General features: G+C 53.8%; 11 protein-coding genes and 1 CRISPR repeat array. Of the genes, 10 read left to right on the plus strand and 1 reads right to left on the minus strand.

Annotated features, from left to right (window positions below):
- Nucleotides 1-22 precede the first annotated feature (22 nt).
- A CRISPR array of direct repeats spans nt 23-397; the repeat unit is 31 nt; unit sequence GTTCCAATCAGACTAGAAGTAGGGTTGAAAC.
- A 103-nt stretch (nt 398-500) separates the two neighbouring features.
- Nucleotides 501-1,448 (minus strand): hypothetical protein, encoded by a 948-nt coding sequence (locus tag HXY34_10750; protein ID NWF96607.1) that lies wholly within the window; start codon nt 1,446-1,448, stop codon nt 501-503.
- A 456-nt stretch (nt 1,449-1,904) separates the two neighbouring features.
- Between HXY34_10750 and HXY34_10755 the strand changes: the two genes are divergently transcribed.
- From HXY34_10755 to HXY34_10800, 10 genes are all read left to right on the plus strand, one after another.
- Nucleotides 1,905-3,653, plus strand: a complete 1,749-nt coding sequence (locus tag HXY34_10755) for a CRISPR-associated DxTHG motif protein (GenBank protein NWF96608.1) — start codon at nt 1,905-1,907, stop codon at nt 3,651-3,653.
- Nucleotides 3,654-3,716: 63 nt separating this feature from the next.
- A complete protein-coding gene (gene cmr1, locus HXY34_10760; GenBank protein ID NWF96609.1) occupies nt 3,717-4,772 on the plus strand; it encodes a type III-B CRISPR module RAMP protein Cmr1 in 1,056 nt (351 codons plus the stop codon).
- Entirely contained in the window at nt 4,769-6,622 is a 1,854-nt protein-coding gene (gene cas10, locus HXY34_10765; GenBank protein NWF96610.1) for a type III-B CRISPR-associated protein Cas10/Cmr2, read from the plus strand. The genes cmr1 and cas10 overlap by 4 nt, the downstream gene beginning before the upstream one ends.
- Entirely contained in the window at nt 6,619-7,818 is a 1,200-nt protein-coding gene (locus HXY34_10770) for a hypothetical protein (GenBank protein NWF96611.1), read from the plus strand. The genes cas10 and HXY34_10770 overlap by 4 nt, the downstream gene beginning before the upstream one ends.
- A 2-nt stretch (nt 7,819-7,820) precedes the next feature.
- Nucleotides 7,821-8,714 (plus strand): type III-B CRISPR module RAMP protein Cmr4, encoded by an 894-nt coding sequence (cmr4, locus tag HXY34_10775; GenBank protein ID NWF96612.1) that lies wholly within the window; start codon nt 7,821-7,823, stop codon nt 8,712-8,714.
- A 7-nt stretch (nt 8,715-8,721) separates the two neighbouring features.
- Nucleotides 8,722-9,126: a type III-B CRISPR module-associated protein Cmr5 gene (gene cmr5 / locus HXY34_10780; protein NWF96613.1), complete on the plus strand. Its 405-nt coding sequence runs from the start codon at nt 8,722-8,724 to the stop codon at nt 9,124-9,126.
- The gene (gene cmr6, locus HXY34_10785; protein ID NWF96614.1) at nt 9,123-9,938 is read left to right on the plus strand and encodes a type III-B CRISPR module RAMP protein Cmr6; all 816 of its coding nucleotides are present in this window, start codon (nt 9,123-9,125) and stop codon (nt 9,936-9,938) included. The genes cmr5 and cmr6 overlap by 4 nt, the downstream gene beginning before the upstream one ends.
- A gap of 215 nt (nt 9,939-10,153) precedes the next feature.
- Nucleotides 10,154-10,660: a hypothetical protein gene (locus tag HXY34_10790; protein NWF96615.1), complete on the plus strand. Its 507-nt coding sequence runs from the start codon at nt 10,154-10,156 to the stop codon at nt 10,658-10,660.
- The gene (locus HXY34_10795; GenBank protein ID NWF96616.1) at nt 10,657-11,724 is read left to right on the plus strand and encodes a hypothetical protein; all 1,068 of its coding nucleotides are present in this window, start codon (nt 10,657-10,659) and stop codon (nt 11,722-11,724) included. Before HXY34_10790 ends, HXY34_10795 begins: the two co-directional genes overlap by 4 nt.
- A gap of 277 nt (nt 11,725-12,001) precedes the next feature.
- Nucleotides 12,002-13,336: a DEAD/DEAH box helicase gene (locus HXY34_10800; protein ID NWF96617.1), complete on the plus strand. Its 1,335-nt coding sequence runs from the start codon at nt 12,002-12,004 to the stop codon at nt 13,334-13,336.
- Nucleotides 13,337-13,348 lie beyond the last annotated feature (12 nt).

Genomic DNA, 13,348 nt, shown 5'->3' on the forward strand with positions numbered 1-13,348 from the left:
CTGGAGAAGATGGCGGCAGAAGAGTTCCAATCAGACTAGAAGTAGGGTTGAAACCCGTACTCAGTACGGTCCCTTCAGGCAGGCGCTCTAAGTTCCAATCAGACTAGAAGTAGGGTTGAAACTTGTGATCAGTCACATCGGGGGGAGAAAAAAGAATAAGTTCCAATCAGACTAGAAGTAGGGTTGAAACGCCATCCAGTCATCCAACTCACAACGAACGGTCCCGGGTTCCAATCAGACTAGAAGTAGGGTTGAAACGTCGGCGATCGCCCACGCGTGGTCGCGGAGATAGTCGCGTTCCAATCACACTAGAGGTAGGGTTGAAACGAGCAGGTATGACTGGAGCATCCCGCTAGAAGTGAGTGAGTTCCAATCAGACTAGAAGTAGCGTTAAGAGAGTTGTAGGGATACCACGATGCGCACATGACCAGTGGTTCAGGTGGGGCGAGAGGTGGAGGAAGAGGTGATGGGGAGGTAGCGGTCGGGACACCGTGATGAGTCTAGGAGTTGGGCTGGTGTGTGAGAGGCTCGACAGTGACGAGTGGCAGACCGGACTTGGTCATCTGACTGACAAGTGAGCGAGCGTTCTTCTTCAATGAGGTCTCGTAGAACAGATTGACGATGGAGATGGGTGCGAGCACAATGAGGGGTGCGGCGAACACCACTGTGACGGGTATGAAGTATACGAAGAGCGGGTACATGAGTTCAGGGTTTGCGGATATTGCCTGATACCAGTCGACCATCTGGACTCCGAGCAGCAGGTAGCCGATGACGGTGGATAGTCCCGCGAAGCCGCGCAGGTACTTTATGAAGAACTGGCCCACGCCCTCGATATCGGCGGTGACGCGGGAGCCTGTGGTCTTCTTCTCGGTGATGAGTCCGGCGTCCTCGAGGAGCCAGATTGGAGTGAATATGAGTAGTACAAAGGTGGCGACGAGTATTGAAATGAAGAGGACGGGCATGGCGGTCCTTATGGCGAAGTCATGCTCGCCGAGGGAGGTGAAGTTCTCGGTCACGAATACGAGTGACTGGACAGTGGGTGATGAGAGACTGAATGCGAATCCGAGAGCTGCGATGGCAGGTGTGAACAGTCGCCTGTGAGGAGAGATTCCTGCGTTGCCAGTCCTTCTCTGGATGTAGTAGTTTTGGTTTCCGCCCTTGGCGATTCTGTGGGCATACCAGAAGAGTCTGGCCAGAGGAGCGGAGAAGAGGACGACGACCACACCACAGACGAGTGCGATAACATAGGTCCAGACGAGGTCAATCATGATGTCGCCCGGCAATAGGCGGTAGACTCCCAGGGGGCTCTGAAAGGGGAACACACCAGAATAGGTGAAGAAGACAGCAAGCACAATCGTCACAGCGCCAATCAGGTTCACCACAACTGTGAATCTCCACGGGACCAGCGGACTGAATGAAGTATCCGGGGCCGAACTGCCGTCACCCATTTCAAGTGCACCTTCTAATCAGTTGTGCCAGAATGTGTATCCTGTTCCTCCAGACCCAGATATCAAGTTGTCGCGGACGGCCCGTCTGGAGCATGTTACAATCATGCTAGAAGCGGGGTCGAAACTTGGGAAAACTAAGGGGCCGACAGAACAAGACGGAGTCGGAGGTCGTTTCCTCTAGTCAAAGACCAGGACCAAACAGGACTCTCCACCGTTCAGAGACTGGTTCTGCTGGCCCACAGGACGTTCTGAGAGGCGGGCGTGGCTCACGCAGTATATATGCACCGTGGATGAAGACAGTATGTGTCCCACCGGGACTGTGATGAGCCGCAATGACGGAGACTACGTGGCCCGGGGGGACCTGTGGGAGACTCGGTTCACACAGAATGTATTCAAATAGGAACATACACTCGACTGAAGAGTAGCAGGGCCGAGACGGGCAGAGAGGACACAGACGTGGGCAGACCAGAACGCTTGTTGGTGACATTCCTCGGCACTGGCAACTACGATACTACTGAGTATTATCTGTACCCTAACCAGAGAAACCGCTTCGAAACCAATATGACCTGTGCAGCCATCGCACACTTGGCGCACCCGTTCGACAGGATTGTTGCAGTCACGACGGAGCAGAGCTGTACACGCTTGCCTCTGCTGAGAGAGAGCCTAGGGCAGGACGCTTCACATCTCAGTAGTCTTACCATTGGGGAGCCCAAGGAGGAGAAGGACCTGCTCGATTCCATACAGACTGTGGTCGATATTTTGAGGCCAACAGATGATAGTAGAGTAGATGTGACACTGGACATCACCCATGCTTTCCGTCACATGCCCCTTGTCTTCCTCACAGCTCTAAACTATCTCGACTGCTTCGGGAATGCAGTGCTCGCCCGAGTACTGTATGCGCAGTTCCAGAAGGGTATTCCCCAGACGCCCATAATCGATGTGACCCCATCTCTCACTCTAGTCAGATGGTCTCAGGCTATGAGGACATTTCTCGACACAGGGAGAATGGACCATCTTGTTGAGCTCGCTCAGCATTACAAGAAAGGACTGGAGTTCTCTGACGCCGGCGCAAGGAAACTGAGTGAACTGATCAAGTATCTTCGTGCCCTTGCGCATCCCATAGGTCATGCACTTCCCATCGAGATAGGACGGTGCGTCGCCTCCCTTCTCTCCCAGATACGTGAGGTCGCCGATGACGAGATCATCGCGCCGCTCTTTGCAGAAACGCTCCGCAAGATTGGGACTGAGCTGAGTCCTCTGCAAATTGAATACTCGTCCGCAAAGAGCGATGTACAGCTGACAGAGCAGGAACTTCGACGACAGCTCTCTGTTGTTGAGTGGTTCAAGGGGAGGAACCGAATCGGTGACGCGCTGTTGTTGCTGCGCGAATACATTGTAAATGTGATGCTTCTAGACATGAGCCCAAGAGAGTGGCTCGATTTGAAGGCGCGAAGCCAGGCGGAGTATAGACTCTCAGCACTGACACGACTCCGAAGCCTAGAGGAGCTTGAAGGACTCCTCAGTGAGGACCAACGAGTGCTGGCTGACAAGTGGAACAAGCTCACACAGCTGAGAAACAGATATGCACATGCGGGGTTTGGCGTCACCAGCGTTCAGGCATCGTCTGACAGAACTGAACTCGATGAGCTTCTGGACTACTGTCACCAGTTGCACCCGATTGACTTGAGACCTGAAGCGCAGCACCACCGACTTCTTGTCAGTCCCTTGGGACTTGCCAGAGGCGTGCTATTCTCTGCCATTCGCCTGACTGAGCCGGACCATGTGATCGTGATTGCGTCTTCTGAATCGTCACCAGCTGTTGATGATGTGATGGTTCACGCGAGCTTCGATAGAAATGGCGTGCAGGTCCTAGAACTGACGGACACATACATCGGGTTCGATGAGATCCCGCGCATCGTGGAAAGGTGCCGTCCAACGGTTGCATTGTCGGAAGAAGTTGTCTGTAATGTGACTGGAGGCACCACGCTCATGGGTGAGGTCTCAAGAGCTGTGGGGAATGAGGCCTCACGGCTTGGTGTGGACACGGTATTCGTGGCGCTCGTGGACCGACGCCCGGCAGAGGTCCAGAGAAGTAATCCCTATGTTGTTGGGCAGCGGGTGGAACTGAGTAGCCATCTCCACAGACATCCGACGGAAGCCTCCATCAACACCGCAGGAGGGTCTAGTCAGACAACAGAGGAGTGAGGCAGGCGTGTGGTTGGAAGTGTACGCTAACGCTAGCAAAGAAGACACAACGGAGAAGCAGGAATGACAGCGAACAACTCGTTCAGAATCACACTCAGGACTGTGACGCCACTCTATCTGGGCGGAGCAGAACGGCAACCGGAACTGAGAACACCATCGCTCAGGGGACTTCTAAGGTTCTGGTATCGTGCCATGGACCCGGACTTCCGGAAACATGAGAGCAGTATCTTCGGTTCTGGTGGGAAAGGAGGCGCAGGTGCCCTCTCGATAAGCTTTCCGGACGTGCCGTTGAAACCCAACCTCTATAACATTCAGACGGACGAAAAAGAGTCGCCTGGAATCAAGTATCTGGCTTATCCGTTCTATATGAAAGGAGGAGATAGGAAAGCCGTCAGGCCGGGTTCTCAATTCAGTGTGCTACACACCATACGACCCTGGGCCGACCGGGAGCTAAGTGATCTGACGAGGAAGGCAGTTGTTGCCGGCTGGTGGGCAATATGCAACCTCGGAGGAATCGGAAATCGGTCTCGAAGGGGGTTCGGCTCGGTCACGTGTGTCGGAGTCGAAACAGACTGGCCAGAAGCATCTGACACTGGTGTCAAGTTGACACCATCTTCCACCAAGGAATGGATAGACAGCCTGAAGAATGTCCTCTCGAAAGAGAGTGGGCTGTTCAAGCGAATCACTAGCGGTGAACACTCCTGCCTCATCCAGGGATCTTGGATACTTCTGCTAGCACAGGATAAACGCAAGGAGGGCTACAATCGGTGGCAGCAGGCATTGGAATACATTGGCCAGAAGTACCAAGAGTTTCGCAAGAACCGCAAACTCTCGGAGAATGCCGCACTGGGACTACCAATCGAGGACAGAGACGGCACTAAAGTGAGGGGTGTCAAGCATGAACGCAGCGCATCACCGCTCATAATCAACGTCGTCTGCATCGACGGCCACTACTACCCTGTCGTGACGCTTCTCAACTGCAGAGTGCTAGCGCCAGACGAACAGGTTCACTTGGTTGAGAAACACATGGAAAAGACCATCGCTAGACCGAGTGCCAACTTCGTGACTGCATTCCATGACCACGTCAAGGACGACTTGTTAAAGGGGGTCGAATTGTGAGCAACGAGTCACTCTACATCTCATTTGGACCAGTTCAGTCTTATGTGAGCGAGGCACGTACGACACGCGACCTGTGGGCAGGTTCATCATTGTTGGCATTGCTTGCGGAGAGTGCTCTGAGGGCAGCCGCCGGCGCCGGGGCCGAACCGGTATCTCCGTTATTGCCCTCGAGTTCTCCGGACTCGCCCTTGAGTGGACATGCCTCTGTTCCCAATGTCATGCAGCTGGATTGCAAGTCTTTGGACCCACAGACAGTAGCCTCAGTAATGATTGACAGGTGGAACTCACTATGGCGAGGAGTATGTGACGAAGCCCGTCAGCTATTGGAGCGGGCATCACCTCAGTTTAACAACTATGCAAGATCCATATGGGATAGGCAGCAGAACGGACTCTGGTACTGCGTCTGGGTGACAGGGGCATATGACAATCTAAGGGCTCGCAAGAGCATACGTCAGTTCAACACAAGTCCGGAGCAGGGTTGGAAGTGTTCAGTCTGCGGAAGTCGTCAGGCAATAGCATTGAACGAAGGCACTAGGAGAGATATGAAGGACTTTTGGCAGGGAATCAGTACAACACTGCCTAGTCGAGTGCGAGTCAGGGAGGAAGAGAGGCTGTGTGCAATCTGCTTCACGAAGAGGGCCCTCTCCGAGCTTGTCAGCAAGGGTAAACCCAAAGAACTGTCTCGTTTGCAGGCCGAATCATTCCCCTCGACGGTGGACTTCGCCGCAGTGACTTGGTTGAAGGAAGTTGTCCACTCACACGACACGGCAACCATTCATGCAGCCAAGAGAATGCTGGAGTCGCTTCGAGCATGCAAGGCAAACCGAGTGAAGGCACTGACCATATCACTTGGGTGGGGGGTTCTGGCGCCTGATCTGCAACACCTGCTAGACTTCAGCTCAGACTACTACTATTCGGCGAGCTATGCCACACGGCGCTTACAAGACCATGAGGATGCCGACAGAAAAACTCTGAGAAACTCTCAGAAAGCACTTCAAGAAGCGGCGAAGAAAGCGGGAATACTGGGCCCCTCCAGTTACTGCGCGGTACTACTCATGGATGGCGACAACATGGGGAAAATTCTCTCAGAGAATGAACGGCACAAGAGTGATATCAGCAAGGCACTGAACGACTTCGCTGACACAACTCATAGTATTGTCGAGTCTATGAGTGGACAGGTCGTATACGCGGGTGGAGACGATCTGCTCGCGTTCTTGCCTCTTGGCACCGTTCTTGACGCAGCACTCGAGCTGAGAATTGCATATGCTAGCGCCATGAGTAGCATCGGTTTCCAGAACATCCGACCAACGATAAGCGCTGGCATTACTCTCGCAAATACCACCGCGCCCCTCAGGCAGGTCGTCACTCATACGCATCACCTCCTTGATGATGTGGCCAAAGAGCACAGAGATGCTCAGACCAAGACGATGAAAGACGCTTTTGCAGTTCAGGTCTGGAATCGTTCAGGACCGGGCATTCGGCTGGTAAGGAGATGGGACTCCACAGGAAACATCTCCTGCATAAAGACATTGAGAGGACTGATTGATGCAGCCCAAGGTAGGAGTGCACCGCCACTAACAAGCGGGTTTCTCTACAAGACTTCAGAACTCTTTGAGGAGTTTGGCGGCGGTACTGGAGTCATTGAGAGTCTCCTCTTTGCTGAGTATTTCGCGTCACGGACGGAAGGCGTGAAGAAGCTCAAAGAGACAGAACAGGGTAGGGCAGCCGTCCGCGAACTCATAGACCGCCTTCTGAAAGCATCAAGGAGAGAGGATCTAACGAATCAAGAGTACGACAAGAACACGCCACTCATGATAAGGTTCATGGCAAGCGGAGGTGTCAACGAATGACACTCAGTGTATTAGTAGAGCCCACGGACCCACTGTTCTTCAGGAGTTCGATTCCCTTTGACGCGGGTGAAACCACCTACACTGCAAGCATCTTTCCACCGAGCGCCTCATCGGGCTATGGTCTTTCCAGGGCATTTGTACTCGAGCATCTTTGTAAGAATATCAGGAAGTACGTCCAATCAGGATGTGACAATTGCCCGAGCGCGGCCGGGTGCCATGCCAGAGAGGTGGTTGGAAACCCGTCGAAGCGTGACGGGAGTCTGCGGACAAAAGGGCCGTACATCATGCACGACAATCAATGTCGGTATCCAGTGCCCATGGACTTGACTCAGAAGGGCGAGGAAAGGGGGCTCCTGCCGGGTTTGGTGACAGACAAGCCAATACGGACAGACCTGGGGATGACACGGCTTCCGACTGCTGAGGATGGGCGATTATTCAGGGACTGGGGTCACACACACACCATATCAGAAGCAAGCCTATCAAAGTACCTGTCAGGTGAGCCTGTTGACAGAAACGACCTAGTCCCTGTCACTTGTGACCCACTCCTCACACCAGAGTGGGACTGGAAGAAGACACCACATCATGCCGTCTATGAGAGAAGGACGGGCATAGCTAGGGATCTCAGAACGCGGGCAACCCGGGAAGGACATCTCTACCATATTGTCTTGGCACGTATGCGTGAGAACGCACAACTAATGATAACCTTGGATGGACTGAATGAACAAGAGGCACGCATGAAAGAGAGTCTTCTTCTCAGCTTTGGTGGAGAGAACAGACTCGCCAAGGTGAAACCCGTAGACCACGGGTCGAAGATAGCAACACCTAAAGGGGATGTGATATCATCCTCAGGCAGATTCAAGCTGGTGTTGCTTCAGCATGCGGACTTTGATGGTTCGTGGTTGCCTCCGGGTTTCAAGCCACAAGAGAATGAGGGCATAACCACTTGGACCGGAACTCTAAACGGGCTTGAACTCCGGCTCATTACTGCCAGGACTGGAAAGGCGGTTCAGGTAGGAGGATGGGATATGACCGGAAAGAGACCTAGAGAACTTAGGACACTCGTTCCGGCAGGAAGCGTGTACTACTTTGAGTCAGGCTCCAGCAAGGCTCAGGAGATAGTGCAGGCGCTTCATGACAGATGCGTCGGACTCGACACCCAGATTGGACTGGGACATGCAGTCATAGGAGTGTGGTAGCTATGAATAGAATTGGTGCACTGTTGGGATTGATTGCTGAAACACCCGTTCACTGCGGAACGGGACAGAGTATCGGTGGAATAGACTTGCCAGTCCAAAGAGAAGGTCACACAGGTCTGCCCACCATTCCGGGCTCAAGCTTGAAGGGAGCCCTCAGAGAGAACTGCGCGGCAGAAGATGCTAAGGTGCTATACGGCTCAGAACTTGGCACGGATGAGCACTTCGCTGGCGCCCTGACACTGACTGACTGTCGGCTCATGGCACTCCCTGTGAGATGCTCCTCGAGGCTTTTCGTGTGGGTCACATCAGCGTACATGATTCACCGATTGGAACGAGACCTCAGCATGATTGGCATCAAACTCGGGGCCAGCATCGAAGACCTCGATAGCAATACCGTGTTTGCCACCATAGAGTCAACTCTCACAGGTAAGACTCTTCTCGAGGATGTGCTCTTGGACGTGAAGAAGGACGGTCGTGTGTCCCGCCTAGCAAGCGTCATGTCGCAGCTTGTATGCAAGACGGAAGTGCATGGCAACCTGATGGCCAAACTACTCAAGGACCTGGTTGTTGTCAGCGACAGCACAATGTCGCATCTCTCTCGCTTTGCAACCATCATTACTGCAAGAAATCAGCTGGAAGACAGGACAAAGCGGAGCAACAACCTATGGTATGCTGAGGCGGTTCCAACCGACTCCCTGTTCTATAGCATCGTGATGGCAGGAGCCAGTCGGGACGAGAGCAAGAAGGAACCGAAAGATGTCATGGGACTCTTCAGTCAGGCCATCTCAAAGGGGTATGTTCAACTCGGCGGCAATGAAACAATCGGTGCTGGCTGGATGTCTGCAAAGCTGTTGCAGGAGCAGGACCTCTCAATCATAGCGAAGAGCGGAGTGTGATTGCACTGTGACAGACCTTGATCGCATGGAAGGTGAGTACGCTCTTGAACGCGTGACATTCGCAAACAGCAAGGATTTCCGTGACCGATATCAGACCCTCGCCAGGAGTGTTCCGTCGATGGTGCTAACAAGTGGACTCGGTCAGGCGCTAGCGTTCTTGCTTGCTGATGCCAAGCAAGCACCGAAGGATGTAGACCGCAACAGCGCACCGGGATGCCTCTTCGTGGACATATCCGAGTGGCTCACGAAGAAGATTGGAGTGTATTCCAAGGACAAGGACCTGATGACGAGCATTCTGCAGGGAACGAAGGAGCAGTACTTGGCCGCACAGGACTACACACTGAGACTGTTGCAGTGGTTGAAGAGGCTCTCTGAGGCAATTATTCCAAAGAAGGAGGAAGGCTCCGGGTGACCTACAAGAACAAACCACCACCGAAGAAAGACACTCCCAAGCCTCAATCCCAGCCAAAGAAGGACACTTCCGGGACGACAATCCCGTTCTACCAGTCAGATGTAGGTAGTATGCTCGGGAAGGACTCCAACCCGAGCCTTGTGTTCGATAGGTTTCCTGACTTCTGGACCCGTGGCGACTACCAGAGTACACCCACCCTCGAATTCCTCAAACGGATTGTGAGGCTTGTGAGCGAGAACAGAGAGATTGACAGTATGCTCCAACACACTAACGAACGAAGGAGGCGGCTAGTTTCTGCGATGGGGGGCAGGTCGTTTTGCCTGAAGACCCAGTGGAGGTTTGTCACAGGATTGGGACTGCCTCATCCAAGTGAGATTGGTTTTCGCTGGAACCCGCATCTCTCTGTACCGGTGATTCCGGGGTCTTCAATCAAAGGCGCACTGCGTTCGTGGATGCGCGACTTCGAGAATAGACCAGAGGCAGCTGATACGCTTCTGGGCAAGGATGGCGTCGGACAAGTCACAATACTTGATGCACTACCCAGCAGAAAACCCAAGATGGAGGTGGACATCATCAACCCGCACTACGCCGAGTACTACTCAGATCCCGAAAAGGCGATTCCGGGGGACTATTACTCTCCGATTCCAGTGTTCTTCTTGGCGACCGCTCCAGAGACAGAGTTCTTGTTTCACATCATGCCCGTGACTGGCTATGCACCTAGTCTTGATGATGTGGAGAGAGAGATGCGCGATGCGTTCAGGTCCATCGGACTTGGAGCGAAAGGCAACAGTGGCTATGGCAGATTCATCTAGTCAGTGACCGCACGACTCGAACAGCAGCAGTCCCAGAAAAGACAGCATAGGACTGCCGCATCTCCATTCAGACCATAGGCTGGGGTGCGATTCTCTTGATAGTGCGGGAAACCTTGTCATCAACTCGAATAGACCAACCACTGACAATTCTAAGGAGGAAGGAATACCATGACCCGGAGCATCCTGGAATCAAACTGCAGGCGCGGTGATTCAATATGAGAGAAGGAGTATGGTTCACGACGATTGGCACGAGCCCACACGCAATCAGCAACGGCATTCTGGCCGCGTATCTGGCAGGCGAGTGGTGCCCGACACATGTTGTCTGTTTCTCCCTGATGCCACCTGAAGACCTTGTTGACGAAAGGGTGAAGATGAATCTTGACAACTCGTTCGACGCATTCAAGTCGTGGCTCAAACGATTCAAGGAGGTCTTGAACAGAGATGTGGAGCTGATACCCATCAGTTGTGACGAGGACAACTATGAGGGCTATCGCAAAGATCTCAGGGGAATGTTGGAGCATTATCATGACAAGCCCAAGGCGATGGACATTACGCCCGGCCGGAAGTTTGCCTCGGCCATCATGATGCAGGAGGGGATAAGGGCTGGCGCCGATGCGATCTTCTATCTGCATCTTCTCGATGAAGCATACCAGCAGCAACCTCTGCTCAACATCCCAGCGGTATACCAGAGACTTGTGGACCTGAAGAGGGAAGTACAGTGACTCATACGGTATTGAAACTGGACCAGCTGATGGCTTTCCTGAACTGGCTATACATGCAGCGCGAGGAGGTGTTTGAGTTGGAGGTGCCCTATCTTAAGAAGCCAGTCCTAAAGGTCGAGATCCCATCAGACTCCCAGCGCGGGAGAGTTCACTCAATCATTACGCAGAGTGACTTTGGAGACCTGACGCCTGGCTCATCACTCAAGTACGACGACATCCTCACATGTCTGTTGGCATCGGGTGTGGTTCAGCCTGTCAACTGGTCAGAGGCCACGCAGGAGATAGAGGGATTTGTCAGGAGGGACCTAACTGGAGGCGAGCGGTTCGGTCTCATTGCATTTGACACAAACGCGCTCATGTTTAGGTGTTATTCGCTCTTTGAGAGACACACACGCACAGGTCAGTCTAGGATGCGCTCGCCCACCTATGGCTACTTGCTTTCCAGCGGAGTGCAGCGCGAGCTGGCTCCGCTTGAGTTCAAGTACAAGCAAGAGGACATATCCAAGATGAAAGACCAGTATCAGTGCGCTTGGTTTGACTTTCGCGACTACTTGAACCAACCGGGAGATAACCAGAGAAGGTTCTGGCTTGGCAGAGTGGAAGCTGCCAACATGCAAGGCTCGAAGAATTGCGTGAAGTGTGAGTCAGAGCTCCCGACCTCACCCAAGGAGAAGGGAGGCGACAAGGACTTGGTCATTATCGATTCCCTTGTCAATCACAGCAAAAGACAGAACGTGGATGCCATGGTGATCAGTTACGACGACCAGTTCGTTGCCACCGCACACCAGCTTGGTCTCAGAGGGATTCGGCTTGACAGACCCGCGACCGGAAGTTTGGAACACAGCACATACGAGACCGAATGGACTGCAATACGCGACTTGATCTATGTATTCTCCGTGTTGTTTGGAGCTGTGAGAGCAGCATGGCAGCAGGATGAATGGACACTCTTCCAAGGCATATGGCCAGGCAAGAAGGAGGAGAATTGGATGGCCGAGGAGGTATCGGTCAGCACTGATGACCCGCGACTCTCAGACATACTGATGATGGCGAGGAGACTCGCATGACCACCCCTACGCCATTTTCCAGCACAGGGCTAGTGGTTCCGTTCAGACCAGAGGTGGCAGGAAGCAGTGAGAGGAGTGTAGCGGTCGGGACACCGGGATGTGTCTAGGAGTTTGGCCAAGGTGTAAGAGGCTGGACAGTGGCGAGTGGCAGACAGGACTTGGTCATTTGGCTGACAAGTGAGCGAGCGTTTTTCTCCAACGAGATTGTAGAAGACATTGGCACACGCCTTCTCAATGAGAGGCAGCTCCTTATGCGGAAGCGGCACTCATGCACCAGATGACACAGATAGCAGTAAAATATGATAGAGGAACCATAGTTGTCACCGGCATAGAGAGGGTTCCCTTTGGCAGCTGGGATGCGAGGAGCAAGTGCTTCAGGGCGGAGGGCATGCGCTATCAGGAGATAGTTGACTACCTCAAGCGTAGGGGAGTTGTGTACAGCGATGGGGTGCTCGACGTCCCTGAGGTGCCTACCATGAGGGCAGACATCAAGCTTAGAGACTATCAACAACAGGCCCTCGAAGCGTGGGAGGAGTTGAGGCGGGGTGTTGTAGAGCTGCCGACCGGGTCTGGCAAGAGCTTTGTGGCGCTCAGGGCGATAGCCGACCTAGCGGTCCCGACTCTGATAGTGGTGCCCACAATAGACCTGATGAACCAGTGGAAAAGGTGGGGGGGAGAACACCTTGGTGTAGAGGCGGGCATGGTCGGCGGTGGCGAGCACTCGGTGATGCCGATAACGATTGCCACCTATGACTCAGCTGCCATCCATGCAGAACACCTGGGCAACCGCTTCTTGCTTCTTGTGTTCGACGAGGTACACCACCTGCCGGCCCCATCGTTCCAGCAGATAGCAGAGATGTTCGTCGCACCTTACCGACTGGGACTGACAGCGACCTACGAACGTGAGGACGGTGCGCATCTGGAGTTACCGCGGCTCATTGGAGGGCTAGTGTATCGCCGGGCGGCAGACGACCTTGCAGGCAAGCATCTCTCACCATATGTTCACGAGCGAGTCCTGATTGACCTGTTGCCGGCGGAGAGAGAGACCTATGACAGGGAGTGGAACACATTCAAAGCCTATGTGAGGTCCAGTGGCATGAGCATGCGTGGCGTGGCGGACTTCAAGCGATTCATCATGCGCACGGGCACTGACCCCGCTGCACGGAAAGCGCTCATTGCAAGGAACAGGGCCATTGACACGGCACTCAACTCGGAGGCCAAGATGCAGGTCCTTGTAGACCTGCTCGAGACCTACCCGGAGGAGAAGACCATGCTGTTCACACGCCATAACGACCTGGTGTATAGGATCAGTTCCCGGTTCCTCATCCCGGCGATAACTCACCAGACGGACAAGGAGGAACGGAATCGGATACTCGACCGCTTTCGGTCCGGTCAGTACAGGGTGATTGTGACGAGCCAAGTCCTTGATGAGGGGATTGACGTACCCGACGCCTCAATAGCGGTCATCATCAGTGGCACGGGGAGCTCACGGGAGTACGTCCAGCGCTTGGGACGCATACTGCGCAAGCGGGAGGGGAAGACTGCGAGGATCTTCGAGCTTGTGTCCAAGGACACGCTGGAGTCAAGGATGAGTTCAAGAAGACACAGGTGATGTGAAGAGGCA

It is taken from the genome of Candidatus Thorarchaeota archaeon, from assembly GCA_013388835.1.
Taxonomy (GTDB): Archaea; Asgardarchaeota; Thorarchaeia; order Thorarchaeales; family Thorarchaeaceae; genus JACAEL01.